Annotated in this window: 21 protein-coding genes; 10 read left to right on the forward strand and 11 right to left on the reverse strand. The window is 55.8% G+C overall.

Translation table 11 applies throughout. The features are described from left to right. Positions 1 to 163 precede the first annotated feature (163 nt). On the forward strand, positions 164 to 985 hold the full coding sequence (locus AB8996_RS03315) for a mechanosensitive ion channel family protein (protein WP_369297552.1): 822 nt from the start codon (positions 164 to 166) through the stop codon (positions 983 to 985). On the opposite strand, the gene AB8996_RS03320 is transcribed toward AB8996_RS03315, so the two are convergent. Next, on the reverse strand, positions 936 to 2,048 hold the full coding sequence (locus AB8996_RS03320; RefSeq protein WP_369297553.1) for a SpoIID/LytB domain-containing protein: 1,113 nt from the start codon (positions 2,046 to 2,048) through the stop codon (positions 936 to 938). The two genes, AB8996_RS03315 and AB8996_RS03320, sit on opposite strands and share 50 nt — an antisense overlap. Positions 2,049 to 2,242: 194 nt before the next feature. Between AB8996_RS03320 and AB8996_RS03325 the strand changes: the two genes are divergently transcribed. From AB8996_RS03325 to AB8996_RS03345, 5 genes are all read left to right on the forward strand, one after another. After that, positions 2,243 to 3,610 (forward strand): citrate synthase, encoded by a 1,368-nt coding sequence (locus tag AB8996_RS03325; RefSeq protein WP_369297554.1) that lies wholly within the window; start codon positions 2,243 to 2,245, stop codon positions 3,608 to 3,610. A 173-nt stretch (positions 3,611 to 3,783) separates the two neighbouring features. Then, a complete protein-coding gene (locus AB8996_RS03330; RefSeq protein WP_369297555.1) occupies positions 3,784 to 4,713 on the forward strand; it encodes a hypothetical protein in 930 nt (309 codons plus the stop codon). Between the two features lie 252 nt (positions 4,714 to 4,965). Continuing rightward, entirely contained in the window at positions 4,966 to 5,997 is a 1,032-nt protein-coding gene (gene gap, locus AB8996_RS03335; protein WP_369297556.1) for a type I glyceraldehyde-3-phosphate dehydrogenase, read from the forward strand. An 87-nt stretch (positions 5,998 to 6,084) separates the two neighbouring features. Next, positions 6,085 to 6,927 carry a 5'-3' exonuclease H3TH domain-containing protein gene (locus AB8996_RS03340; RefSeq protein WP_369297557.1) on the forward strand — a complete coding sequence of 281 codons (843 nt, stop codon included), beginning with the start codon at positions 6,085 to 6,087 and terminating at the stop codon, positions 6,925 to 6,927. A gap of 41 nt (positions 6,928 to 6,968) precedes the next feature. After that, positions 6,969 to 8,039, forward strand: coding sequence for a metallophosphoesterase (locus AB8996_RS03345; protein ID WP_369297558.1), 1,071 nt, complete (start codon positions 6,969 to 6,971; stop codon positions 8,037 to 8,039). A gap of 118 nt (positions 8,040 to 8,157) precedes the next feature. Here AB8996_RS03345 and AB8996_RS03350 read toward each other — a convergent pair whose 3' ends face one another. The 7 genes from AB8996_RS03350 to AB8996_RS03380 all read right to left on the reverse strand — a co-directional run bounded on the left by AB8996_RS03350 (position 8,158) and on the right by AB8996_RS03380 (position 17,121). Continuing rightward, on the reverse strand, positions 8,158 to 8,757 hold the full coding sequence (locus AB8996_RS03350) for a GNAT family N-acetyltransferase (protein WP_369297559.1): 600 nt from the start codon (positions 8,755 to 8,757) through the stop codon (positions 8,158 to 8,160). A 42-nt stretch (positions 8,758 to 8,799) separates the two neighbouring features. After that, the gene (locus tag AB8996_RS03355) at positions 8,800 to 9,255 is read right to left on the reverse strand and encodes a GNAT family N-acetyltransferase (protein ID WP_369297560.1); all 456 of its coding nucleotides are present in this window, start codon (positions 9,253 to 9,255) and stop codon (positions 8,800 to 8,802) included. A gap of 109 nt (positions 9,256 to 9,364) precedes the next feature. Next, entirely contained in the window at positions 9,365 to 10,624 is a 1,260-nt protein-coding gene (locus AB8996_RS03360) for an ABC transporter permease (RefSeq protein WP_369297561.1), read from the reverse strand. Beyond that, positions 10,617 to 12,581, reverse strand: a complete 1,965-nt coding sequence (locus AB8996_RS03365; protein ID WP_369297562.1) for a biotin/lipoyl-binding protein — start codon at positions 12,579 to 12,581, stop codon at positions 10,617 to 10,619. Before AB8996_RS03365 ends, AB8996_RS03360 begins: the two co-directional genes overlap by 8 nt. 38 nt (positions 12,582 to 12,619) lie before the next feature. After that, positions 12,620 to 14,503: an ATP-binding cassette domain-containing protein gene (locus AB8996_RS03370; protein ID WP_369297563.1), complete on the reverse strand. Its 1,884-nt coding sequence runs from the start codon at positions 14,501 to 14,503 to the stop codon at positions 12,620 to 12,622. Beyond that, positions 14,500 to 15,906: an efflux RND transporter periplasmic adaptor subunit gene (locus AB8996_RS03375; protein WP_369297564.1), complete on the reverse strand. Its 1,407-nt coding sequence runs from the start codon at positions 15,904 to 15,906 to the stop codon at positions 14,500 to 14,502. The genes AB8996_RS03370 and AB8996_RS03375 overlap by 4 nt, the downstream gene beginning before the upstream one ends. 195 nt (positions 15,907 to 16,101) lie before the next feature. Next, positions 16,102 to 17,121 (reverse strand): hypothetical protein, encoded by a 1,020-nt coding sequence (locus AB8996_RS03380; RefSeq protein ID WP_369297565.1) that lies wholly within the window; start codon positions 17,119 to 17,121, stop codon positions 16,102 to 16,104. A gap of 211 nt (positions 17,122 to 17,332) precedes the next feature. Here AB8996_RS03380 and AB8996_RS03385 point away from each other — a divergent pair, with 211 nt between their 5' ends. Beyond that, a complete protein-coding gene (locus AB8996_RS03385) occupies positions 17,333 to 17,971 on the forward strand; it encodes a viroplasmin family protein (protein WP_369297566.1) in 639 nt (212 codons plus the stop codon). Between the two features lie 226 nt (positions 17,972 to 18,197). On the opposite strand, the gene AB8996_RS03390 is transcribed toward AB8996_RS03385, so the two are convergent. Continuing rightward, positions 18,198 to 19,367, reverse strand: coding sequence for a MalY/PatB family protein (locus AB8996_RS03390; RefSeq protein ID WP_369297567.1), 1,170 nt, complete (start codon positions 19,365 to 19,367; stop codon positions 18,198 to 18,200). A 137-nt stretch (positions 19,368 to 19,504) separates the two neighbouring features. Beyond that, on the reverse strand, positions 19,505 to 20,161 hold the full coding sequence (gene nth, locus AB8996_RS03395) for an endonuclease III (RefSeq protein WP_369297568.1): 657 nt from the start codon (positions 20,159 to 20,161) through the stop codon (positions 19,505 to 19,507). Between the two features lie 203 nt (positions 20,162 to 20,364). Between nth and glyA the strand changes: the two genes are divergently transcribed. The 3 genes from glyA to AB8996_RS03410 all read left to right on the forward strand — a co-directional run bounded on the left by glyA (position 20,365) and on the right by AB8996_RS03410 (position 23,799). Further along, positions 20,365 to 21,618, forward strand: coding sequence for a serine hydroxymethyltransferase (gene glyA, locus AB8996_RS03400; protein WP_369297569.1), 1,254 nt, complete (start codon positions 20,365 to 20,367; stop codon positions 21,616 to 21,618). A 124-nt stretch (positions 21,619 to 21,742) separates the two neighbouring features. After that, positions 21,743 to 23,026, forward strand: a complete 1,284-nt coding sequence (locus AB8996_RS03405; protein WP_369297570.1) for a replication-associated recombination protein A — start codon at positions 21,743 to 21,745, stop codon at positions 23,024 to 23,026. A 101-nt stretch (positions 23,027 to 23,127) separates the two neighbouring features. Further along, positions 23,128 to 23,799, forward strand: coding sequence for a flavin reductase (locus AB8996_RS03410; RefSeq protein WP_369297571.1), 672 nt, complete (start codon positions 23,128 to 23,130; stop codon positions 23,797 to 23,799). 49 nt (positions 23,800 to 23,848) lie between these two features. Here AB8996_RS03410 and AB8996_RS03415 read toward each other — a convergent pair whose 3' ends face one another. After that, positions 23,849 to 24,148 (reverse strand): DUF3892 domain-containing protein, encoded by a 300-nt coding sequence (locus AB8996_RS03415; protein WP_369297572.1) that lies wholly within the window; start codon positions 24,146 to 24,148, stop codon positions 23,849 to 23,851. Positions 24,149 to 24,211 lie beyond the last annotated feature (63 nt).

The following is a 24,211-nucleotide window of genomic DNA, read 5'->3' on the forward strand; positions in this document are numbered from 1 at the left end:
GCGGTCAATAGTTCTTATTAGTATATCACAAAAATCGCCCATGCAAAACCCAAAAGCGTGAAAAATTTTATTTTTCCGCAAATTTCCGTTTTTTTGTGGCTTTCTTTCCAAAAAAGACTATAATAAAGACATTCTTCTCCGAAAACACAAGGGGGCTGTTGCCATGAATTGGTCTTGGGAAAATTTTTGGGAATCGGTGCTGCGCTGGCTTCAGGGCTTTGCCGGGAATATCCTGCTGGCGGCGGTGATCTTTTTTGCGGGCTGGCTGCTGGCGCGCCTTGCGTCACGGCTGACGAAAAAAACCATCTCCAGGGGAAGGCTTGACCCGCTGATGATAAGCTTCATCGGCTCGCTGGTCAAGGCGCTGGTGCTGCTGGTAGCGTTCGTCAGCGCCATCGCCCAGCTGGGGATCAATATCACCTCCCTGATCGCCGCCCTGGGCGCGGCGGGTCTGACCGCCAGCTTTGCCCTGCAGGGAAGCCTGTCCAATCTTGTCAGCGGGATACAGATCATCTTTACGAAGCCCTTCAAAATGGGAGATTATCTGGCATTCGGGAATTATGAGGGCACGGTCAAGCGCATCGAGATACTCTATACCATATTGTCCACCTTCGACAACAAGGAGGTCATCGTGCCCAATTCCCAGATCACCGGCGGCGTGGTGGTGAATTACACCAGCAACGGCACCCGCCGGCTGGATCTGAGCTACGGCATTTCCTATCAGGCGGATATCGAACAGGCGAAAGCGGTGCTCCAAAAGCTGATCGAGCAGGACAGCCGCGTGCTGCAAGCCCCGGCGCCCCAGGTGGTGGTAGGGGAGTGGAGAGACAGCTCCGTCACGCTGGCGGCAAAGGTCTGGTGCCGCCACGAGGACTATTGGAACCTGTACTATTCCATGCAGGAATCGGTCAAGAAAGCCTTTGACGAAGCGGGCATCACGATCCCGTTCCCCCAGCTGGACGTTCATCTGGAAGCCCGGAAGTAAGCTCCGCCCCGGGATAGTAGTAGCTCAGGATTTCGCGGTAGGTTTTTCCCCGTTTTGCCAGATAAGCCGCCCCCGCCTGGCTCATGCCCACGCCGTGCCCCCAGCCGTGGACGGTAAAATGGAACGCGCCGTCTTCATACTTCACCTGGAAGCAGGCGCTCCGCAGGGAGAACGCGCCGCGCAGTTGACCGCCGGAAACGGTCGCGCCCCCCAGCACGGCGGAGCTGACATAGCCGGAGGGAGTGTATTCGATCTCAGAAAACCAATTTGCCGCGTCGCCGGAAAGCTCCGGCGGTGTTTCTGTAAAATAGGAAGCGGCGGCGCTTTTCAGCTCCTCGGCGCTCAGGGTGACGCTGCTCAAATACCCGCTGCTGAACAAATCCCCCGGGCTTGCCACCGCCTGTAAATAGGGCAGGCTGCCGCCCCAAACGTTTTCACAGGCTTCCGTAGCCCCGGCGGAAATGGCAAAATACGATGCTAAAATGGGCTCGCCGTTCCAGGTCAGAAGCTCCCCGGATACTGCTTCGACGGCCTTTTGCAGGACTGCCAGATTGTCCTCGAAATCCTCGCCCCAGCGGTCCCGCATGGTCTCCTCCGGGACCCAGACCTGCCAGCTTTCGCTGTCGCAGTCGATGACCTCTCCCGCCGCCCGCTTCCGGCAGAACAGGGTGTAGCAGGCGACCGCCTGGGCTTTCAGCGCTTCCGCCGGGGCGGAAAGGTCCATTTCACAGGCGACCGCGGCGGGCAGCAGCGTGCTTCTGGGTACGCTCACTGTTTTCCCGGTGGCATGGTCGAGCAGCGTAAAAACGTCTGTTTCTTCGCTGCTTTTGTCTGCGTTCCCCTGCCCGGGCGGCTCCAAAAATCCCGGAGCTGCCGTAGGCGCTTCCGGCTCATTGGAAGCGGAGACCTGCCTTTCCGCGGGCTTTGGAGCAGCTTTCGGTTTTTCCTTTTGAAGCTTTCCGAGACCGTACACGCCCAAGGGCAGCAGGGCGATCAGGGCATAGACCAGAAGAAAAGCGGTCCCCATTTGCCGCAAGCCGTTTTTTTGTTTTTGTTCCTGCATGATAAAACACTCCTTTTTACATAAATTCATGTCATTTATTTCAAAATGATCGCTGATTTCTTCAAAAATGGCGTAAAAAATAGATGAAAATGAAATTTTTTCTGCAAAACGATTCTTATTTGGTTGACTTATCGTGCCGCCCGCGGTACAATCAAACAACAGGCGTCGATTCATTTGGAAAGGGGAGAGCGGCGATGCAGCGGCTAAACAGTGAAAGCGAGACCAGCACCACCATTCAGGAGCTGTGCGAGGAATATCAGAAAAACAATCAGATCACCAAGGCGGAATACGAATACAATGGGGTAAAGCGCGGCTTGAGGAACCCCGACGGCACCGGCGTTATGGCAGGGCTGACCCACGTGTGCAACGTCCACGGCTATTTGATCAACGACGGCGACAAGGTGCCGGATAAAGGAAAGCTGACCTACCGCGGCATCGACATCGAGGATATTGTGGACGGCTGCGCCAAGGAAGGGCGCTTCGGCTTTGAGGAGGTGGCGTGGCTGCTGATTTTCGGCAAGCTGCCTGACCGCCGCCAGTTTGACAGGATGTGCGGGCTGCTCTACGGCAACCGGGAGCTGCCGGAATTTTTCCTGGAGGACACCATTCTGAAATCCCCCTCGCAAAATATCATGAACAAGATCGCCCGTTCTGTGCTGACCTTATATTCTTATGACGATGACCCGGAAGACTTGTCTCTGGAAAATAATATGCGGCAAAGTATTTCTCTCATTGCCCGCCTGCCGTCCATCATGTCCTATGCCTATCAGGCAAAGCGGCGGTACTATGACCACGAGACCATGTTCTTCCACCCCTACGAGCCGGGGCAGTGCACCGCGGAAGCCATTTTGAACGCCCTGCGCCCCAATAAGGACTTCACCCAGGAGGAAGCCCGTCTGCTGGACCTCTGCATGGTGCTCCACGCGGAGCACGGCGGCGGCAACAACTCCACCTTTACCACCCGCGTGCTCACCTCCGCCGGGACGGATATCTATTCCGCCATCGGCGCGGCGGTAGGCTCCCTGAAGGGCTACAAGCACGGCGGCGCCAACCATAAGGTCCGCATGATGATGCGGGATATTATGGAGCACGTGAAGGACTGGCAGGACGAGGACGAGCTTACCGCTTACCTGGAAAAAATACTCCGTGGGGAAGCGGCGGACGGCAGCGGCTTGATCTATGGCATGGGTCACGCCATTTATACCCTGTCCGACCCCCGGGCGGTGATCTTAAAGCGAAAAGCCGGGGAACTGGCGGAGCAGAAGGGCTTTGGCAAGAAGCTGGCGCTGTACGAGCTGGTGGAAAAGCTGTCCCCGGCGGCATATCAGCGGGTGACCGGCAACGAAAAGGTCATCAGCGCCAATGTGGATTTCTACTCCGGGCTGGTCTATGAAATGCTGGGGATCCCCGAGGAGCTGTTTACCCCCATGTTTGCCGTGTCCCGTATCGCGGGCTGGTGCGCCCACCGCATTGAAGAGCTGACCACCGGCGGGCGGATCATGCGCCCCGCCTACCGCGCCCTGCCGGTAGCGCAGAAGTATACCCCGCTGGATCAGCGCTGAATAGTTCTGACCTGTCTCCCGGAAGAAAATTTCCGGGAGATTTTTTATTTCTTCTCTTGGAAATCCTGCCCAAATGATGTATAATAAATTCTTAACGGCGCTTTGTGTTTCGAGCGCCCTCGCATTTTCTGAGAGAAAGGAAGCTTTTCCGCGGAAAGGCTGCGGTCGTGGATATGGAAAAGAACTTAAAGGATCTTTCGTTTATGAACGTGGGCAACGCCCTGAAGGTCACCTGTGTGGGTTTTGGCGGCGGCGTGGTGCTGCGCGTCATTCAAATGCTGTACTATTTCGACTATGAGACCGGCTTTTATACGGACGGCGGCGTCATGGCGTGGTGCAGCCTGATTTTCCCCATGCTCACCGCACTGCTTGCGGCAGTGATGTGCTTTTGCTCCCGGCGGTATTTTGGTGCGTATGTGCACAGGAAAAACGAAATGCTGGGTGTAGTTGCCGTCCTGTCCGGCGTGGCGCTGCTTGCGTCTGCGATTTTACAGACCGCAGATTATGTAAACTACCTGAAAACGGGCTTTTCCGTTTATGATTCTGCTGAGCGCGGGTTCATACACGTCATTTTCCTGGTGTCCTGCTTCCTGTTCGGCGCGGTGCAGCTTTTCGTGTCCGTGGGCTTCTTCCGGGGGAAGAACAGCCTGGAAAAAGCGCCGCTGCTGTATCTTGCCGCCGTGATCTGGGGCATTGCCTATCTGATCCTTGTCTATATGTTTTACGCCAAGTCCTCCTCCTTCGTGGAGAATTTCTTCGCGGTCGCCGGAGGCGCCAGCGTGCTGATCGCCCTGTTCTACCTGTGCAAGCTTTTTGCCGGGGTGGAGGAAGCCTCCGCCGCGAAGCGGGTATTCGTCGCCGGGATTTTCGCCGTGGTGCTGACCATCACCTACTCCTTTGCGAATCTTGCCCTGCTGGTGCTGGGGAAAAGCTATTCCGGGGAGATTCCCTCCATGATCCAGCTTTCCAGCCTGGGGGTGTCCCTGTTTTTGCTGGTCTTCCTGATGACTTTCCGCAAATACAGCATTCACAGACCCCAAAAGGAAGGGGAAGCGGAGCCTTCCGCAAGGAAGCCGGCGACCCGCCGTTTCCGTCCCAATTGAGCGGAAATTCCTTTTTCGACAGCGAAAGATAATATTTTGACAGGAAATGGGGACCTTGACAGAAAAAATTCTGTCAAGGTCTTGTAAATTCCAGAAAAATACAGTAGAATAGAAGCAGCGAAAAGAGGAGTGCCCATTCCAATGAACGAAAAGTGTATCTCTTCCCCGCCGCAGGCGGGGAAGAGATACGTAAAACTTTCGGAATGGACATTTCCGCGAAAAGCTCTACTAAATTTTTAGGAGGTTTTACCAATGTCCGTAAAAGTTGCAATCAATGGTTTCGGCCGTATCGGTCGTCTGGCTTTCCGTCAGATGTTCGGCGCAGAAGGCTATGAGGTCGTTGCCATCAACGATCTGACCAGCTCCAAAATGCTGGCTCACCTGCTCAAGTATGACACCGCTCAGGGCAACTATGTTGCTCAGGGGCACACCGTCACTTACAATGAGGGTGAGGGCGAAGATAACTATATCGAAGTAGACGGCAAGAAGATCACCATCTACAAAGAGCCTGACGCAACCAACTGCCCCTGGGGCAAGCTGGGCGTTGACGTAGTTCTGGAGTGCACCGGCTTCTACACCTCCAAGGCGAAGAGCGAGGCCCACATCAAGGCTGGCGCAAAGAAGGTCGTCATTTCCGCTCCTGCCGGAAACGACCTGCCCACCATCGTGTACAGCGTAAATGAGAAGAACCTGACCAAGGAAGACACCATCATTTCCGCTGCTTCCTGCACCACCAACTGCCTGGCGCCCATGGCAAAGGCTCTGAACGATTACGCTCCGATCCAGAGCGGTATCATGACCACCGTTCACGCTTACACCGGCGACCAGATGATCCTGGACGGTCCCCAGCGTAAGGGCGACCTCCGCCGCGCTCGTGCAGGCGCACAGAACATCGTTCCCAACTCCACCGGCGCTGCCAAGGCGATCGGTCTGGTCATTCCCGAGCTGAACGGCAAGTTGATCGGCTCTGCTCAGCGTGTTCCTGTCCCCACCGGCTCCACCACCATTCTGGTTGCCGTTGTCAAGGGCAAGGACATCACCCCCGACAGCATCAATGCTGCAATGAAGGCTGCTTCTAACGAGTCCTTCGGCTATAACGAGGATCAGATCGTTTCCTCCGACGTGATCGGTATGCGTTACGGTTCTCTGTTCGATTCCACCCAGACCATGGTCTCCAAGCTGGACGACGACACCTATCAGGTGCAGGTCGTTTCCTGGTACGACAACGAGAACAGCTACACCAGCCAGATGGTCCGCACCATCAAGTATTTCGCTGAAATCTAAGATTTCCTGCGGGATAGCAGCATAAAAAGCACAGAAAGCCCCATGTTTTTATGGAAGCATGGGGCTTTTTCTTTTGAGGAGAACCTTATGGACAAGCTTCTGCTGGTAGATGGCAGCAACCTGTTGTTTCAAATGTTTTTCGGTATGCCCGCCCGCATCGTCAATTCCCAGGGCAGGGCGATCCAGGGGACGCTTGGGTTTACAGGCGCGCTGCTGAAGCTTCTCCGCATGGTAAACCCCACTCACGCGGCAGTGTTTTTCGACGGGGAGCAGGCTTCGCCCCGTGCCGGCCTTGACCCCGCCTATAAAGCGAACCGCCCGGATTTCACCGCAGTGCCCGAAGAGGAAAACCCCTATTCCCAGCTTCCCGATATTTTCTCCGCCCTGAAAGCCCTTTCCATGCCCTATTGGGAAACTGTCGGCTGTGAAACGGACGACCTGATAGCTTCCTACGCGCTGACCCTGGGAAAGTCCATGAAGCTTGTGGTTTCCTCCTTTGACAGTGACTTCTTCCAGCTTATCACGGAGAATGTGTCCGTTCTGCGCTACCGGGGCGTAAAATCAACAGTCTGTACGCCGCAGACCATACAGGAGCAGCTGGGGATTTCCCCGGGGCAGTACGCGGATTTCAAAAGCCTGGTAGGGGACAGATCGGATAACCTGAAAGGGGCAAAGGGTGTGGGGAAGGTCACGGCGGCAGCCCTTTTGAAGCAATTCGGCACGCTGGAACGGCTTTTGGAGCACCCGGAGCAAATCGAAAAACCGGCGGTGCGGGAGACGATCCTCCAGAATACGGACCGTCTCCGCCGGAATTATCGGCTTATCAAGCTGGGAAACACCGTCCCGCTGCCGTTCCCGCTGGAAGAGATGCGTTTTACAGACCTGGGCATGACCACCACAGAAGTGCTGAAAACGATCGGGCTGCGATGATCTGCCCGTCGATCATTTTGAGGGAAAGGAAGCATGACAGCATGATAGAGGAAAGCCGGATACTCCGGGCAGAAATCACGGCGAAACGCATTCTCGTCACCAGCGATATCCACGGCAGCTACGAGCTTTTTCAGGCGCTGCTGGAAAAAATGGAATACTGCCCCGGCAAGGATTCCCTGGTGGTGATTGGGGATATCGTTCAGAAAGGTCCACAGAACCTGCAAACCCTGCGCGCCGTCATGGAGCTTGCGCGGGAAAGCTCGGTCTATGTGCTGGCGGGCAACAACGACATTTTTGCCTGTGACGCTCCAGACGAAAACCTGCTGGGCAGTATCTCCTATTTCCGGGAACGGACGCTGCTGGGAGAAATGGCGCTGTCCATGGGGCTTCCTCTCCCGGAGACGGTGGAAGAAGTGGCCGGGCTGTGGAACAGGGCGGAGCGGGAATTTGCATCGGAAATGGCTTTTCTCCGCGGCTTGCCGTACATTTTGGAGACGGAGCGGTTTTTGTTTGCCCATGCGGGGCTGGAAAACGAGGACCTGACGGCACAGAACATGGAATATGTGCTGAGCACGCCCCGTTTCCACGAAACAGCGGAGCATGTATTCCAAAGGCTGCTGTTGGTTGGGCATTGGCCCGCGGCAAATTACCGCACGGACCGCTTTTCAAACAATCCGATCTACCATGATGAGAAAAATATCCTTTCTATCGACGGCGGCAACGGCGTAAAAGATTTCGGGCAGCTGAACGGCGTGATCCTTGACAATGAAACGGGGGACTGGCGCTGCGTCAGTGTAGACCGCTACAGGAAAATCACCGCGCCCTGCTCGCAGAAAGCGGCGGCGGGCGCAGTGATCACATGGCCGGAAAATTTCGTGGAGCTTTTGCGGCGCGGGGAGGAGCTTTCCCTTTGCCGTGTCAGAAAGAGCGGCGCTGTTTTGGAGATTCCGAACGACTATCTTTATGAGGACGAAAAAGGACTGCGCGCCAGAGATTATACCGAGCTCTGCCTGCCGGTGGAGAAAGGGGAGCAGGTAAGCCTGATCCGCACCTTCGCAGACCGGCTGTTAATCGTCAAGAATGGGGAAGCGGGTCTGCTGTTTCTCCGCTGAACCTTTTTGCAAACGCCGTGGTTCAGCGTAAAAAGCCGTTCTGATGTAAAGCAAAAAAGATAGGAGATTTGCAAGCTTGACTGAGAAAAAGCTCAGTGCAAAAGCGCTGAGCTTTTTCTCAGCCCTGCGACGCGTCCAGCAGCTCCTGGAACCGCTCCGGGGGCAGCACGTCCCGCAAGGCAGCCATCGCCTTTGCATATTGGTTTTCGTAGTCCGCAAAGCTGTCCTGTGTTTGGATTTGAAAGCCCAAATGCACATAGAGCATCAGCGCCCGGCAGCTCCACGGCTGGGTGTGAAGATACACCGGGAATTCGTCAAGCTCCCGGTAACGCTCCATCGTTTTCTGCACCAGCGCGCGCCCAAGACCGCGCCCCTCCCAAGCCGGAGATACCACCAGCCAGTGCAGGGACGCGACAAAGTCATCGCCCCGCTTGTCCCGCCATGTAATGCAGAAGCCCACGATATCGTCCCCGTGCGCCAGCACCACCGCCCGTTTCCGCAGCTCCTCCGGGAATTTTCCATAGGTCTCCTGAAAATAGGAAAGCGCCTCCTCCCGGGTGGAAAAATCCCCGATCTCCCATTCCAGTGCTGCCCAGGCGGCTCCGTCTTCCGGCGCAAAAGGCTTGAACGCGAAGCCCTCCGGCAATGAAATTTCCGAGGGCGTCCACTCTGAGCATTTCAGGATCATGTTGTAAAAAGGAATGCTTCTGTCCAGCATAAAATCTGTCCTCCACAGGAAATTTACCGTATTTTCTGAAAATCAGAGCGCCATCACATAGACAAGGCAGGGATTTGTCTTGTCCCAAAGGGTAGGGAATACCTCCAGCTTTTTGAAGCCAAGGCTCTGATAAAAGCTGTTTGTAGCATCGTAGCTTTCAAAATGTCCCGGTTCCACAGTCTTCACCTGCAGCAAGGAATACCCCGCGCCTTTGGCGTATTCCTTTGCCGCCGCAAACAAATTCCTGCCGATGCCGCGCCGATGAAATTCCCTGCGAATGCCCATCACAGCCAGCTCCATGGTATCCTCGCTGGTAGGCTTCAAACAGAGGAAGCCTACCGCTTCCCCGTTTGCAAAAGCCGCCCAGAGGGGCTGGGTCGCGCTGAGGGCAATGTATTCCTCTCTGCCTTCTTCCATGCCGAACCATTCCGGCAGCGCCTCCAGAATAGTCCTTGTTATGGCAGTTTTTTCTTTGGGGTCAGTAACTTCCTTTACCATTTCAATTGCTCCATTTTAGTTTCTAAAGAATTAGTTTTCATGCAAAAAACCCGCTGAAAAGCAAAGCCTTCAGCGGGTCATCTTCTTTCAAAATGCTTTTCCCGCCCGCTTATTCATGGCGCAGGGCGTCGATGGGGTTCAGGTTTGCCGCCTTGATGGAGGGAAGCAGCCCGAACAGGATACCGATTGCCATGGAGAACAGCACCGCAAGGAAAATGAAGGGAATGCTGATCGCCACCGGGGTCTGAGTCAGGTTGGAGATGAGGTACGCAAGCCCGATCCCCGCGCCCACGCCCAAAATACCGCCCAGGCTGGTGAGCACGGCGGCTTCTGTCAGGAACTGCCAGAGAATGCGGCTCTTTTTGGCGCCGATCGCCTTTTTCAAGCCGATCTCCCTGGTCCGCTCCGTGACGGACACCAGCATGATGTTCATTACGCCGATACCGCCCACCAGCAGGGAGATCATGGCGATCCAGATAAGCTGCTGATTGGTGGCGTTGCTCAGGTCCTGCAGGTCTTTGGCGCGCTGCAAAACGTCCTCCGCCTTGTAGATGATGTTTTCATTGGAGCACCGGGCGTTCAGCAGGTCGGAAACGCTTTTGCCCACCGTGGACATGGATTCCGTGCTGGCAGCCCGCACAGACACCTCCTGGGGCTCGTCATAGGCGAACAGGGAGGGCCAGATGCTGTTGGGGATAAATACCTTTCCGGCAGTGGAATTTTGCATATAGGTGTAGTAGTCGTCGATGGAATTGATGACCGGCTCGAAGGCGAGTTCCGGCTCTACCACGCCCACGATGACCAGCGCGATGGAGTTGTACTCGATCGCCTTGCCGATGGGTTCTTCCCCCTGGAACAGCATTTTCGCGGTGTCGCTGTCGATGACGGCGACTGCCCGGAAATCCCGGAAATCCTTGGGCACAAAGGTGCGCCCCCGCTTGACGGTGTAGCCGCAGGTGGAGAAATAGGAATTGTCAATGCCGTACACCTCGCAGCCGGAAAGCTCCGTGTTGCCGAAATAGAAAGAATTGCCATAGCTGGTGCGCCGATTGTAGGCGGCGACCGCCTCTACGTCCGGCAGGGCGGCAATGGCTTCCTGGGTGTCCTCGTCTACCTGCGGAATGCCCTCGGGCATTCCCTCGTTGCCGATATCGTACACGTATTCGTAGTCCTGCCGGTACAGCTGCACCTGCACCACGTTGTTGCCCGCGCCGATCAAATTCCGCTTGATCTGCTCATTGGTGCCTTTGATGGTGGAGATGATGGAAATGATGGAAGCGATACCGATGATAATTCCCAGCATGGTCAGGAAAGACCTCATTTTATGGGACCAGATGCCCTGAAAGGACAGGCGAATATTCTCAATCAAGGATCACGCCTCCTCCGTCTTCCGTTTTGAAGGTAATGCCGTCTTCGTCCCGCCCGGTAATGACGGCGCCAGCCAGAGGATCATCGTAGGCGGGCGTATCGGGGGCGTCCTCGCCGTCTCCGTTTTCAGAAGAGGAAAGGGAGGAATCTTCGCCGCCTTCCGGCACAACAGGCTCCTCCGGCATATCTATGGTGGGCAGGGAAGAATTGTCCCCGTCCTGGGAAGGACCCTCCTCAGAGCCCTGCACCCGGACCTTTACGCCCTCCACCACGTCCGCTCCATAGGGGAAAGCAATGTAGTCGTCAATGGTCAGCCCGGATTTGATCTCCATGGAATACCCGTACAGGGAGCGCCCTGTCTGTACATACTGCTTTACAAGCCGGTTGTCAATGCCCGCCTTCATCACATAGGACCCGGAGGTGTCCTCCCGGATATAGGCGTTCTGAATGTACAGGGCGTCGGCGCTGCTTTCGTCCTGCAGGCTCAGGGTGATGTCCACATACTGTCCGTTCTGGAGACCGTCCCCGTCTTCTACCACCGCGGTAAATTCATAGCTGGAGCTGTTGGGGTTGCCAGAGCCGTAGTAGCTCAGATTGGAGTCCGCCTCCAGCGGATAGTCGGCAATGCTGACGATCTGTGCCGTATAGACGTTGCCGGTCATGTAGTCGTTGACGGTAACGGAATCGCCCACCTGCACAAGCCCCAGCACATTTTCCGAAAGCGCGCCGGATACATAGTAGGTGCTGTCGCCGGAAACTACCAGAAACGGCTTGTTTTCCGATAACGCGGTGTCCCAATCGGTCAGCGTCCGCACAGTGCCGTCCACCGTACTGAGCACGGTGGAGTTTTTGAGCTGGAAATCCGCCTTGCGCAGATCCAGCTGCGCTTGCTTTTTGGCGGTCTGCAATTGCTTGATTTCTTCCTTCTTTTCAGCGATCAGCTGGGAAAGCTGCGCCGAGGTGTAGTTCATATCGTTATAGTTGTCGGCGCTGGGAGTGGGCGTTGCGCCGAACAGGTTTTCAATGGAATCCAGAGAGCTATATCCGGGAATGGTGCCGGAAGCCTCAATGCTGGCGGAGAGTTTGGTGCCGTCCAGCTTGAAAGCGGAAATCAGCTGCCCGTAGTTAGAGTTCCCGTCCCGCACCTCGAACAGGGCGGCAAAAGGAGAAACAAGCTGGCTGCCCGGCTGGGGAGAGGGGGTGGTTTCCGGCTCCGTGCCGTCCTCAGAGGAGCTGCTGTCATCTTCCTCGGTGTCGTCGTCCCCCTCGTCAGGCTCCGGCGTGGGCTGAACGCTGGTATCCCCCAGCAGCCATCTCAGAAATTCCGGGGTCATGATGCAGTCCTTTGTGCAAAGGAACACATAGGGGTCGTCCGTCGTGCCGCTGCCCTGATAGGGTACGGAATTTAAGTCCAGCTTGCTGTATACCGGTACATCGGGCGGAGGAACGGGGGTAGGTGTAGGCGTGCCCGTAGGACGCACCGTGGGGCGGGTAGTGGGTCTGCTGGAAGGACGGGTGGTGGGTCTGGGAGTGGCGGAAGGTTTGGTGTTCTGCAGCTTGCGAAGCTGCTTCTGGGCTTCCGTCAGGTTCACGTCAGCCTGTTTGACCGCAACCTCCTTCAGCCCCACGTCAAGCTCCAGCTGGGTCTTGTCATATTGCAGCAGAGGGTCGCCGATACGGACCTCCTGCCCCTCCTGCACAAATATCTCGCTGACCACCTTGTCAGTGGAGGGGTACAATTCCTGAATATAGTCACTGATGACCATTCCCGAAGAGGAGCTCTGGTCGCCCCAATAGGAATCCGCCACCTGAGAAACGGGGATCACTTCCACGAATTTGCTGTCATTGCGGTACTGCAGGTAAAACCACAGTGCAATGATGAGAAGCACAGCCACCACGGCGGAAATGCTTATCGCGATCAGGCGTTTATCTCTCTTTTTAGCTCTTCCTGCCGACATAACCGTCCTCCTTTCTGCAAGCTTTCTTTATCCCAGTGTTAAGTTTCATCGTCAAAATCGACCTTGATGTTTTCAATTTCTATCAGCTTCCTGGGGCTGCCGGGAACCGGCTCCAAAGGCTCTGCGGGCTTTGCCGTCTCTACGGGGTCTTCCTGTGTCTCAGGCTCGGCGGAGGTTTCCTCCGGCTTGTCCCAAAGATGGGAAATGTCCAGCTCCGTTTTCAGCGGCACGCCAAATTCCCCGGCGGCAGACGGTGCTTGGGGAGGTTCTTCCGCCGCTTCAAAAGCAAACGCCGTGTCAAAGGCATCGACCGCTTCAGGCGCTACATCGGGCACACTGACGGCTTCTTCTGCTTCCGGCTCAGCTTCTTCTACAGGTGCTTCCTCCGGCGTATCCGCGGCAGGCTCGCTGTCCATCTCCGCGCTGCCGGATCCTTCGATGGTATGCTCCACCGTTTTTGATTCTTCTGCAAATTCTGCGGCGGCAGTGTCAAATTCCTCTTTGGGGTCAGCCCAAATGTCAAAGGAGATTTGGGCAGGCGCGCCGGACTTGGTAGTCCGAACAATCAACGCCGGGCTTTCCGTTTCTTCGGCAGTCTCCGCTGCGGTGTGTTCGGAAATTCCCGCCTTCTCTAAGAAAGCGTCCCCCGCGTCATAGGAAGCCTTTTCATCGGCGTCCAGCAAAGCGGCGATCTCCTGATCCAGGAACGTGTCCGATGTTACCTCAGCGTCTTCCGTTTTACGTTCTTCCGTCTGCGCATCTTCCTGCGGCTCTGCAGTTTCTTCTATCGGCTCTTCCGCAGGAAGCTCAGAAGCTTCCTCAGGCATTGTCTCTGTTTCCGGCAGAATGACAGGCTCTGCTTCGTCTTCCGCGTTCTGCGCTGTTTCTTCCTGCGCAGGCACGGCGGCTTCCGGCTCGGCAGCGGGATTTTCCACCGCTTCCTCTGGGGTGCCCTGTTCTTCGGCAGCGGCGTCGGCAGCAGCCAGTTCTGCCGCAAAGGGGTCGAACTGTTCAAAAATATCGTCCGGCTCATCAGCCTTTTCCGGCTGCTCAAAAATGCTGGAAATCTCTACAGGGGCAGTTTTCCGAGCAGCTTCTGCCGTGGGCGTTTCCTGAGGGGTCACCTCTCTGGAAACGATGGGGGCGACGATATGCTGCCGGAAAGGAGCCTGCACCGCGGGCTTTTGCTCCGCTTCGGCAGAGGGTCCCCCGGCTTTGTCGGCAGTCTCGGTAAGGGGAGAGAGGAAATTTCCCTGGGCGTCTGTCAGCCGTCCATCCCGAATGTGCAGTGTGCGCTGGGCGTGGGCGGCGATCTGCGGCTCATGGGTGATCATAACGATAGTGACGCCCTCGTCGTTCAGCCGCTGGAAAACCTCCATGATCTGCTCCCCGGCAGTGGTGTCAAGAGCGCCGGTGGGCTCGTCTGCCAGCAGGAGCTTGGGGTTATTTACAATGGCTCTGGCAATGGCAACGCGCTGACACTGCCCGCCGGAAAGCTGGGTGGGCTTAAATTCCGTTCGGTCGCCCAGTCCCACGCGTTCCAGCGCTTTCCGCGCCATTTCCAGCCGTTCCTTTTTTTTCACCCCGGCATAAAGCAGGGGAAGGGCTACATTTTCCACAGCGGACTGCCGGGGCAGCAGATGAAAGCTTTGGAACACGAATCCAATGCTGTGCAGCCGCACCTGGGACAGCTTCAGATCGGTTTCGTTGGACAGGTCCTGATCCTCCAGCAAATACTCGCCGGAGGTGGGGGTGTCCAGACAGCCGATAATGTTCATCAGCGTGGTCTTGCCGGAGCCGGAAGGTCCCATAATGGCAAGATATTCCCCTTCCTCCACGGAAAGGGAAACATCTTTCAGCACAGGGACGTCCAGCTTGCCCTGCGTATAAGTCTTATAAATGTTCCGCAGCTCTAAAATCACGGGACAATTCCTCCTTCCACGGAGGAAGCGGTGATGATATCCCCACTGCCGTCAGCGCCGCCGATCATATCGGAGCCATTGTCGAACATGGTATCCCCGTCGCCGGTGCTGTAGGAATCTCCGCCGCCCTCAGGCGCAAACCCGTCCGTGTTCCCGGGAACATCGCCGCCAGCCATGTCGCCGCCGGGATACTCGCTCCCGCCTGCCATGTCAGGCTCGGGGGGCATCGCCGCCGAAGCGTCGGTGGTGGTGGGCATACCGGGCTTCAGGTCATCGCTGGGATAGGCAATGGAATCCGCCTTGGTGACGCCGCTCTTGATCTCATACATATCGTTGCCGGAATCATATTCGCCCAGCAGGACCACACGTTTTTCCAGCTTGTCCTTCTCGTCCTTTGCCCACACAAAGCTGCCGCTGTCGTCATGGGCAATGTACATGGCAGGCAGCCACATACCTTCCTTTTTCACGTTGTCGCCCAAATCAGGCTCTATGTACACATGCTGCCCCAGCATCAGGCCTTCCAGATCATCCAGCAGCACATAGAAATTGTATTTGGAGCTTTTTTCGCCGGTGTCGCCGCCGTAATAGTACATGTTGTTGTTCTGGTCGGTGGAAGCTTCCCTGTCGATGGACTCCACCACGCCGTTCCAGACCTGGGCGGGGTCGATCCTGCTGTGCACCAGCACAGCCTGTCCCTCGGAAATGGCGGAAACATTCAGCTCGGAAACCGTGCCCTTAATGCGGTATTCCCCGGCGGACAAGATACTGATAAAGGCGGCGTTCTGCCCGGAGCTGTCCATTTTCGGGGTGGTGTTCACTTCCTTGACGACGCCCTCTACCTCGGATACCACGTCGGCGTTGCCCAGGGATTCCTGCAATTTGTCGATCTCGCTCTTTTTCTTGGAGCTTTCGTACTCCTGCACCTTGATCTGCTGCTCCACAGACTGTATCTGCACCGTGTAGGCATACTGGTCGTCCTTGTCGGCGGCTTTTTTCTCTTTTTCCAGGGTGGTCAGCTGATTTTTATAAGAGCTGATCTGGTTGGAGATCTGTTCCTGGTCCAGCCGTGCCTGCTCCAGAGCGAACTGCATTTCCTGCGTATCGTAGCGGAACAGCACATCGCCGACGTGGACCTCGTCGCCCACGTTGACCAGCACCTCCGCCACGGTCTTTGTTTCATCTTTGTTGATCTTATAAGTCTTCTGCGGCTCCACAATGCCGGAATACCGGGGGTTCGACCCCGTATCCAGCCCGATAATGGAGGAGACGGAATTGACGTATACAGGCGACGCGCCCGACGCAGCCAGATAGTCCTTCAGCCAGAAGAACCATACGCAGGCGGCGATCACCGCCAAAGCGCCGATACAGCTCAAAGTAATAATAAGCGGCTTTTTATTCTTCATAAAGGAGCAACCTCCCGAATATTGTCATCTCTACATGCTGTATCATTATACCGCATAACGCACAACATATCAACAAAAATTTGAAAAATTTACATTTTTGGAGAAAAAAACCGAGACGGGGCAGTTTTTTTCGGAAAAAAGCCTGCAATCCTTCAAGGGATCACAGGCTTTCTAAAAAAATATTATTCAGGAAACTTAATAACTCTCGTCTTCCCAGGCAGTAAATCCGCCGTCGCCGTCGGGGCAGAGGGGATAGCGGGAAATGTACTCGGAATCCCACGAAAGGTCTTCCAGCTCGTACCAGGAGATCTGCCGCGTCCAGGAGATCAGGCAGTCCTCATAGTCCTGATTCGCTTCTGCCAGGGTAATAAATTCGTCGTCCATTGCCAGGACCGTCATGGAGTGCTCGTATTCGTGCAGGCGAATATGGTCGCCCACGCGCAGCAGGTCGGAATCGTGGAAGACGTGCAGGGGCGCGTCCGTGCCGAATACCTGGTCGCTGAGCAGGCTGGCAAAGCCAAGGCATTGGCAGAGGGTGTCGGCGTAAAACAACCGTTCCGTAGCGCCGTTATAGAAATTGCAGTACAGCTCGCCGTACACGCTGTGCTCGCAGGGGGTATCGGAAACCAGAAAAGGGGTCTCCTCGCCGTAGGGGATATCCTGCCACATATGGTTCCAGTATTTTCCCTCCGGCAGCAGCGTGCGCAGCTCCTCAAATTTTTGCTGCTGGTATTCTTCCCAAAGGCTTTTTGAGGAGACTGTGCCGTCTTGGTCCAGACGATAGAGATTTTCCGCGTAGAGGTAGCCGGTGGAGCCGCTGAACTGGGTGGTCGTGTACCACATGGGGTCGTCTGTCTTTTCCAGCGAGACCTCTTCTCCGGCGGCGAGGAACAGCAGCTCGTTTTCAGCAGAGGGGTCGGAATAAACCCCGCCGTCCGTCCTCCACACTGCCCGTAAGGGAACAGGGGTCGCTTCCGGGGCTTCCGGGGAGGGCTCAGGCTTGTCCGGGGAGGGGGCAGCCTTGCTGGCGGCAGCGGAAACAGCAGAAGACGCCCTCCCCGCGCCTCCCACATGGCTTGACAGGGCGCTTGGGGAAGAAGAGCTCCGCCCGGCATCGTCCGAACCGCAGCCCGCAAAGCAGGTCAATACCAGCGCGACACAGGAAAAGAGAGAGAGGATTCGATTGAAATGTTGGACGATTCTGTTCTGGGACATAGAAAAACTCCTTGCCGCAATGTGGAAAATTACTTCTCAAAAGTATACCGTGTTTTCCGAGATGTTGTCAATCCGTTTCCTGTAAACGCTCTGTGAATTTTCTTGATTTCACAGGCAGGTTTCATTATAATAAAAAGAAAAGCTGAAATCAACCTGAAAACGGAGATCGGGCGAAAAGCGTTCTGCGGGAAAAGGAAGGCACGAAAAAGGTATGGCAAAAAAGTTTTATGCGGTAAAAAACGGGAAGGACGGCGTCAGCGGCATTTACCTGACCTGGGAGGAATGTAAGACCCAGGTAGAGGGCGTTTCCGGCGTGCAGTATAAAAGCTTTCCCACCCCGGAGGAAGCGGCGGCGTTCCTTGCCGGGGAAAAGGCGGCAGCTCCATCAGCAAAAAAGCAGAAGCCAATGGAGCCGCCGGAGTTCCCTTACAGGGAAAACACGGCTATCGCTTATGTGGACGGCAGCTATCAGGCTTCCACCGGGGAATTTTCCTGCGGCGCCGTGCTGTTTTACGAGCATGAAAGGGTGGACTTTTCCCAGAAGTACGACAGGGCGGACCTAGCGGAAATGCACAATGTCGCCGGGGAGATCATGGGCGCTGTCACGGTCATGCGGTACTGCGTTCGGCAGGGGATCCCCGCAGTGGAAATTTTTCACGATTATGAGGGCGTGGCGAAATGGGCGACCGGGGCGTGGCAGGCAAAAAAAGCGGGTACGCAGGCATACGCCGAGTTTTGCCGGAAGGTCGCCGCACGGCTGGGGATTACCTTTACCAAGGTAAAGGGGCATTCCGGCGATTACTGGAACGAGGAAGCCGACCGTCTGGCGAAAGCAGCGCTTAGTCTTTAGTTGTTAGCTGTTAGAAAGGGCAAGTGCGCAGTCCTATCAAGCGGGGCGCTTGAGGGGGCACGGCTCCCTCAAAATAATTTCGCCCAAGATGGCAGTTGGGGACAGATAACGCTTCCCTGGGCGAAATGCAGAACGTAGGGGAAAGGGCGTTTCTCATTTCTCATTTCTAACTTCTCATTGTCAAAAAAGGTACCCGGCAGGCTGACCGCCGGGTACCTTTTTTGATTCAAATATTTTTGATTGCTTTTTCCAGGCGCTCCAGTGCAGCTTTCAGAACCCACTGGGGACAGGCAAGGTTCACGCGCTCAAATCCGGCGCCTTCCTCGCCGAACACATAGCCCTCGTCCAGGAACAGCTCGGCTTTCTGTACCATCAGCTCCTCCAACTCCTCCTTGGTCTTGCCCAAAGCGGTGCAGTCCAGCCACATGAGGTAGGTGCCCTGCAGGTCAACAGGCTTGATCTCCGGCAAATGCTCTTTCAGGAACTTTACCGCGAACTGATAGTTGCTCCAGATCACGGAAATGGCTTCCTCCATCCAGGGGCGGCACTGGGTGTAGGCGATACGGCAGGCTTCCAGCCCCAGCGCGCCGGGCGCGGAATGCCCCTGCACCTCCTGGAATTTTTCCCGGTCCTCCTTGTTGGGAATGATGATGTTGGAGGTCTGCATGGCAGCCAGATTAAAGGTCTTGCTGGGGGCGGTGCAGACGATGATCTTGTCGCCGAAATCCCCTGCCTGGGCAAAGACCGTATGGGTATGCCCGGGCATGATCAGGTCGGAATGGATTTCGTCGCTGACGACCCGCACATCATGCTTCAGGCAGATCTCGCCCACCCGCTTCAGTTCCTCCTTTGTCCACACGCGCCCTACCGGGTTGTGGGGATTGCAGAAAATCAGCATTTTGGTGTCTTTTTCCGCGGCGATTTTATCCAGCAGGTCAAAATCAATGGTATAATTGTTGTCCCTGTAGATCAGGGGGCAGCGCCTGACTTCGCAGTTGCTGTTTTCCACCGCCATGTAGAAGGGATAGTATACCGGGGGCATGACGATCACGCCGTCGCCGGGCTGGCAGAAGGTTTTCACCAGGGTGAACAGCGCGGGCACAACGCCCAGCGTACAGACGATGGATTCCGGCTTCACTTCCCAGCCGTGCTCCTGCTTCATCCAGCCGCATACGGCGTCATAATAGGCGTCCGTAGGACCCGTGTACCCCAGAATGTGGGTGTCCATGTACTTTTTCAAGCCCTCGCCGATCTCCGGGGCGTTTTTGAACTCCATGTCCGCCACGGAGAAGGGCACGATACCGGGGGACAGGTCGGGCTTCTTTTTCTTCATTTCGTCCCATTTGCCGGAGCCTGTGCCGGTGCGGTCTACCAGCGTTTCAAAATCGTATTTCATGAAAATTCCTCCAAATTTTGGCAGGAACCGATTTGTTCCCTGCCGTTTCTGCAAAAATACTAAATCTTTTTCCGGGCTTTGTCAACACTTCTCCCGTCTTTTTGAATTTATCAGACAGCCCTGCACACCAGGGTGTTTTATTTCCCTTTCTTGGTACCATCGGGGTTGATTCCTGCCTTTTTGCAGAAATCCTTCATGCAGCATTTTTCGCACAGGGCTTTTCTGGCGGTGCACACCGCCCGCCCGTGCAGCACCAGCCGGTGGCAGAAATCGTTGGATTCCTCCGGCGGCAGCACTGCCCGCAGGTCGTCCTCCACCTTGACGGGCACGGTGTTCTTTGTCAGACCCAGCCTGCCGGAAATACGGATACAGTGGGTGTCCGTGACCACGGCGGGCTTGCCGTAAATATCGCCCACCACCAGATTGGCGGTCTTCCTGCCCACGCCGGGCAGCTTTGTCAGATCCTCAATATTGTCCGGCACTTTCCCGCCGAACTCGTCCCAAATCATGCGGCAGGCAGCCAGAATGTCCTTGGACTTGATCTTGTAAAAGCCGCAGGAGCGGATCAGCTCGCCGATCTCTTCCTCCGTCCCCTCGCAGAACGCCTCCAGCGTGGGGAAGCGGGCAAAGAGGGCGGGGGTCACCATATTGACCCGGGCGTCCGTGCATTGGGCGGACAGCCGGGTGGAGATCAGAAGCTGCAAAGGGTCCTGGTATTCCAGGGAGCAGACGGCGTCCGGGTACTCCCGCTTCAAAGCCTCCACCGCCAAAAGCGCCAGTTCTTTTCTTGTCATAAGCTTCGTCCTTTCTGCGTCAAACAGGTTTTCTGACAATATTCTACACCCCTCCGGAAAAAAAGAAAAGGGGATTTTCACCTTTCTTGTTGTCAGAAGCGGAAAAGGAGAGTATAATAATACTCCAGTTGTAGTAGAAGCCGGAAAATCGTCATACCATATGTATCAGAAAAACGGATCGTAAAACGGAAAGGATGAGCGCAGTGTTTCAGAACTTGATGGATACCGTGGGCTTTGTCACGGAGCAGGACAGGGAAGTAGGGGAAGCGATGGGGCAGGAGCTTGCCCGCCAGCGCAGGAATTTGGAGCTGATCGCCTCGGAGAACATCGTTTCTCCGGCGGTGATGGCTGCCATGGGCAGCATATTGACCAATAAATACGCCGAGGGCTATCCCGGCAAGCGGTATTACGGCGGCTGCCAGTGCGTGGATATCGTAGAGGATATCGCCAGGGACAGGGCGTGTAAGCTGTTCGGCGCGGAGCATGCCAATGTCCAGCCCCATTCCGGCGCCCAGGCGAATCTGGCGGTGTATTTTGCCCTGCTGCAGCCCGGGGATACCGTGCTGGGCATGAACCTTGCCGAGGGCGGGCATTTGACCCACGGCTCTCCCGTCAATATGTCCGGCGCGCTGTACCATTTTGTTCCTTACGGCGTGGACGCCGCTACCGGGCGTATCGACTATGACAAGCTGATGGAGCAGGCAATGACAGAAAAACCCAAAATGATCGTCGCCGGGGCAAGCGCCTACCCCAGAGCCATTGATTTTCAGAAATTCCGGGAGATATGCGACGCCTGCGGCGCTTATCTCATGGTAGATATGGCGCATATCGCCGGGCTGGTAGCGGCGGGCTGCCACCAGAACCCCGTGCCCTATGCCGATGTGGTGACCACCACCACCCACAAGACCCTGCGGGGTCCCCGGGGCGGTATGATCCTCTGCCGGGAGCAGTACGCGAAGCAGATCGACAAGGCGATTTTCCCCGGCACGCAGGGCGGCCCCTTAATGCATGTCATTGCCGGAAAAGCCGTGTGCCTTGGCGAAGCGCTGAAGCCGGAGTTCAAGTCCTACGGGCAGCAGGTGGTGAAAAACGCCGCCGCTCTGGCACAGGGGCTTTTGAGCCGGGGTGTAAAGCTGGTTTCCGGCGGCACAGATAACCATTTAATGCTCATCGACCTGTCCGAAAGCGAGCTGACCGGCAAGGAGCTGGAAGCCCGGCTGGACAGCATTTATATCACCGCCAACAAGAACACCGTCCCCGGCGAAAAGCGCAGCCCCTTTACCACCAGCGGCGTGCGGCTGGGCACTCCGGCTGTGACCACCCGGGGCATGAAGGAGCAGGATATGGACGAGATCGCCGCCTGTATCGCCCTTGCCATGGAAGATAATTTTGAAAGCAGGGTCCCCGAGCTGAGAAACAGGGTGGAAGCCATCTGCGGCAAATACCCATTATATTGAGTAAGTTTTTTAGAAGTTTTTCACTGTGGAAAAAATTCACAGAGCATTGCAAACAAATGTTTGCAATGCTCGCCGGTTTGTGCTAAAATAGTCCATAGAATATTTCAGGTTGGGAGGTTTTCTCGTGGCGTCGCCCTTAGCAGACAGAATACGCCCCGTGTCGCTCAGTGACGTGGTGGGGCAGAAGCATATTCTCGGGCAGGGGAAGGCTCTGCGGAGGATCATCGAATCCGGGCAGATCCCCAATATGGTGTTTTATGGACCCTCCGGCGTGGGCAAAACTACGGTTGCGTCCATTATCGCCAAAAACACCGATATGCTGCTGGTGAAGCTGAACGGCACCACGGCGTCCACCGCGGATATCAAAGACGCCGTCGCACGGATCGGGACCTTTGAAAGCATGAACGGCATTTTACTGTATCTGGACGAGATACAGTATTTCAACAAAAAGCAGCAGCAGACCCTGCTGGAATTTATCGAGAACGGCAGTATCACCCTGATCGCCTCCACCACGGAAAACCCGTATTTTTACGTTTATAACGCCATTTTGAGCCGTTCCACCGTGTTCGAGTTCAAGCCCGTGGAGCAGGTTGAAGTGGAGCGGGCGGTGGAGCGGGCGTTCTCCATTCTCTCCGGGGAGCAGGGCAGGAAGATACTGCCGGAGGAGGGCGTGTGCAGGCATATTTCCCTTGCCTGCGGCGGCGATGTGCGAAAGGCAATGAACGCCGCGGAGCTTTGCACCCTCGCCTGTGACGGCGGCGAAGAAACTATTACGATCACCTTGGAAAGCGCCAGGGAGCTGACCCAGAAAAGCGCCCTGCGCTACGATAAGGGCGGGGACGAGCATTACGACATTTTGTCCGCCTACCAGAAGTCCATGCGCGGCTCGGACCCCGACGCCGCCCTCCATTATCTGGCGCGTCTGCTGGAAGCGGGGGACCTGCCCTCCGCCTGCCGCCGATTGATGGTGTGCGCCTGTGAGGACGTGGGGCTTGCCTGGCCGCAGATCATTCCCATTGTGAAAGCGGCGGTGGACGCCGCCATGATGGTGGGGCTGCCGGAGGCGCAGATCCCGCTGGCGGACGCGGTGATCCTTGTCAGCACCGCGCCCAAGTCCAATTCCGGCGTGACTGCCATCGAAAAGGCGTGGGCTGATGTGAAAGCCGGTAAAACCGGCTCCGTGCCGCGCAACCTGCAAAATAAGCATTATGACGGCGACGACGTGGCGAACAAAGGGCAGTTCTATCAATATCCCCATGTCTTCCCGGATCACTGGCTGCCACAGCAGTACCTGCCCGACGCCCTTTTGGGCACGACCTATTATGAGTACGGCGACAATAAAAGTGAGCAGAATTTCAAAGCCTACTGGGAAAAAATAAAGAATAAACCGGGTGGAAACTCTGTATGATAGTAGGAGACGCCTGAAAGCAGAAAAGAGAATTTCAAAAGGCACGTAAGGTGAAGATAAAAATTTTTCCGCCGCGCAAAGAAAGGAAAGTGGTCAGTAAAATGAAACCAGCAGTTCTCAAAAACCTCCCGCACAGCATCTGCGCTATCGGCGTAAGAGACGCCAAACGGTACAACGCCTGTATCATCAGTTCCGTGATGCAGGTGTCCAAGGCGACCGCCTCCGTGCCGCCGCTGGTGGCGATCAGCTTGAACAAGGGCAATTACACCAGCGACTGTATCGAAAAATCGGGAATGTTCACCATTTCCGTCCTTTCCCAGGACACGCCCCCTCAGGTCATCGGGGCGCTGGGGCTGGTTTCCGGCAAGAAAGCGGATAAGCTGGAAAACGTCCGCCATAAGGTGCTGGCGGAGGGCGTGCCGGTCATCAAGGAAAAAACCTGCTGCTGGTTTCTGTGCATGGTAAAGGAAAAAATGGAGCTTGCCGGGCAGCGGCTGTTTATCGCTGAAGTCGTTGCCGGAAGCGACGAAGCAGTGGGCGTCCCCATGACATATCAATATTATGTAGAGCATTTGAATGGGTCAGCCCCCCTGAGATCGCCTACATATCTGCCGCCGGAGAATACCGCTGATAAAAGCAGCGGAGAGAGCTTTGTCTGCTCGGTGTGCGGATATGTTTACAGCGACCCCCATACCGGCTTTGAGGAGCTGCCGGAGGATTGGGTCTGTCCCATCTGCAAAATGCCCAAAAAAGCCTTTGTGCGGAAAAAGTGATAAAAACAGGACGGGATTTTTTCCCGCCCTGTTTTTTACTGACAAATGACTAATGACTGACCGACGGAAGGTCTCCCAGATTGTTGCTTTCGTCGCCGTCGGGCAGGGAGCGCAGATATTCGTTGCCGTTGCGGCTGGCAATGGCAACGCCGCGAATGCCGCCCTGCTTTGCAAGGGTCACGCCCTCCCGTTTGGAAAGCACCGTGCCGTCCGAAAGCTCGTAGCCGGAAATTTTCCCGTTTTTCCTCACCAGCCCGGCAATGCTTTTCGCGTCCTTATTGGGGACGGGGTTCATAATGTTGATGTTTGCGGGCAGATTTCCGATCCTGCCATTTTTTTCCTGATTCATACCAGTTCCTTCCTTTCCGTGCCGCCCGGATCCATTTCTAAAAAAGTGGGCGGCGAAATTCTC

Origin of the sequence: uncultured Neglectibacter sp. (genome assembly GCA_937958185.1) — a bacterium.
Taxonomy (GTDB): Bacteria; Bacillota; Clostridia; order Oscillospirales; family Acutalibacteraceae; genus Acutalibacter.

Coding starts and splice junctions, on each gene's coding strand:
- AB8996_RS03315 (WP_369297552.1), top strand. CDS start 164: ATGAATTGGTCTTGGGAAAATTTTTGGGAATCGGTGCTGCGCTGGCTT.
- AB8996_RS03320 (WP_369297553.1), bottom strand. CDS start 2,048: ATGCAGGAACAAAAACAAAAAAACGGCTTGCGGCAAATGGGGACCGCT.
- AB8996_RS03325 (WP_369297554.1), top strand. CDS start 2,243: ATGCAGCGGCTAAACAGTGAAAGCGAGACCAGCACCACCATTCAGGAG.
- AB8996_RS03330 (WP_369297555.1), top strand. CDS start 3,784: ATGGAAAAGAACTTAAAGGATCTTTCGTTTATGAACGTGGGCAACGCC.
- gap (WP_369297556.1), top strand. CDS start 4,966: ATGTCCGTAAAAGTTGCAATCAATGGTTTCGGCCGTATCGGTCGTCTG.
- AB8996_RS03340 (WP_369297557.1), top strand. CDS start 6,085: ATGGACAAGCTTCTGCTGGTAGATGGCAGCAACCTGTTGTTTCAAATG.
- AB8996_RS03345 (WP_369297558.1), top strand. CDS start 6,969: ATGATAGAGGAAAGCCGGATACTCCGGGCAGAAATCACGGCGAAACGC.
- AB8996_RS03350 (WP_369297559.1), bottom strand. CDS start 8,757: ATGCTGGACAGAAGCATTCCTTTTTACAACATGATCCTGAAATGCTCA.
- AB8996_RS03355 (WP_369297560.1), bottom strand. CDS start 9,255: ATGGTAAAGGAAGTTACTGACCCCAAAGAAAAAACTGCCATAACAAGG.
- AB8996_RS03365 (WP_369297562.1), bottom strand. CDS start 12,581: ATGTCGGCAGGAAGAGCTAAAAAGAGAGATAAACGCCTGATCGCGATA.
- AB8996_RS03375 (WP_369297564.1), bottom strand. CDS start 15,906: ATGAAGAATAAAAAGCCGCTTATTATTACTTTGAGCTGTATCGGCGCT.
- AB8996_RS03380 (WP_369297565.1), bottom strand. CDS start 17,121: ATGTCCCAGAACAGAATCGTCCAACATTTCAATCGAATCCTCTCTCTC.
- AB8996_RS03385 (WP_369297566.1), top strand. CDS start 17,333: ATGGCAAAAAAGTTTTATGCGGTAAAAAACGGGAAGGACGGCGTCAGC.
- AB8996_RS03390 (WP_369297567.1), bottom strand. CDS start 19,367: ATGAAATACGATTTTGAAACGCTGGTAGACCGCACCGGCACAGGCTCC.
- nth (WP_369297568.1), bottom strand. CDS start 20,161: ATGACAAGAAAAGAACTGGCGCTTTTGGCGGTGGAGGCTTTGAAGCGG.
- AB8996_RS03410 (WP_369297571.1), top strand. CDS start 23,128: ATGAAACCAGCAGTTCTCAAAAACCTCCCGCACAGCATCTGCGCTATC.
- AB8996_RS03415 (WP_369297572.1), bottom strand. CDS start 24,148: ATGAATCAGGAAAAAAATGGCAGGATCGGAAATCTGCCCGCAAACATC.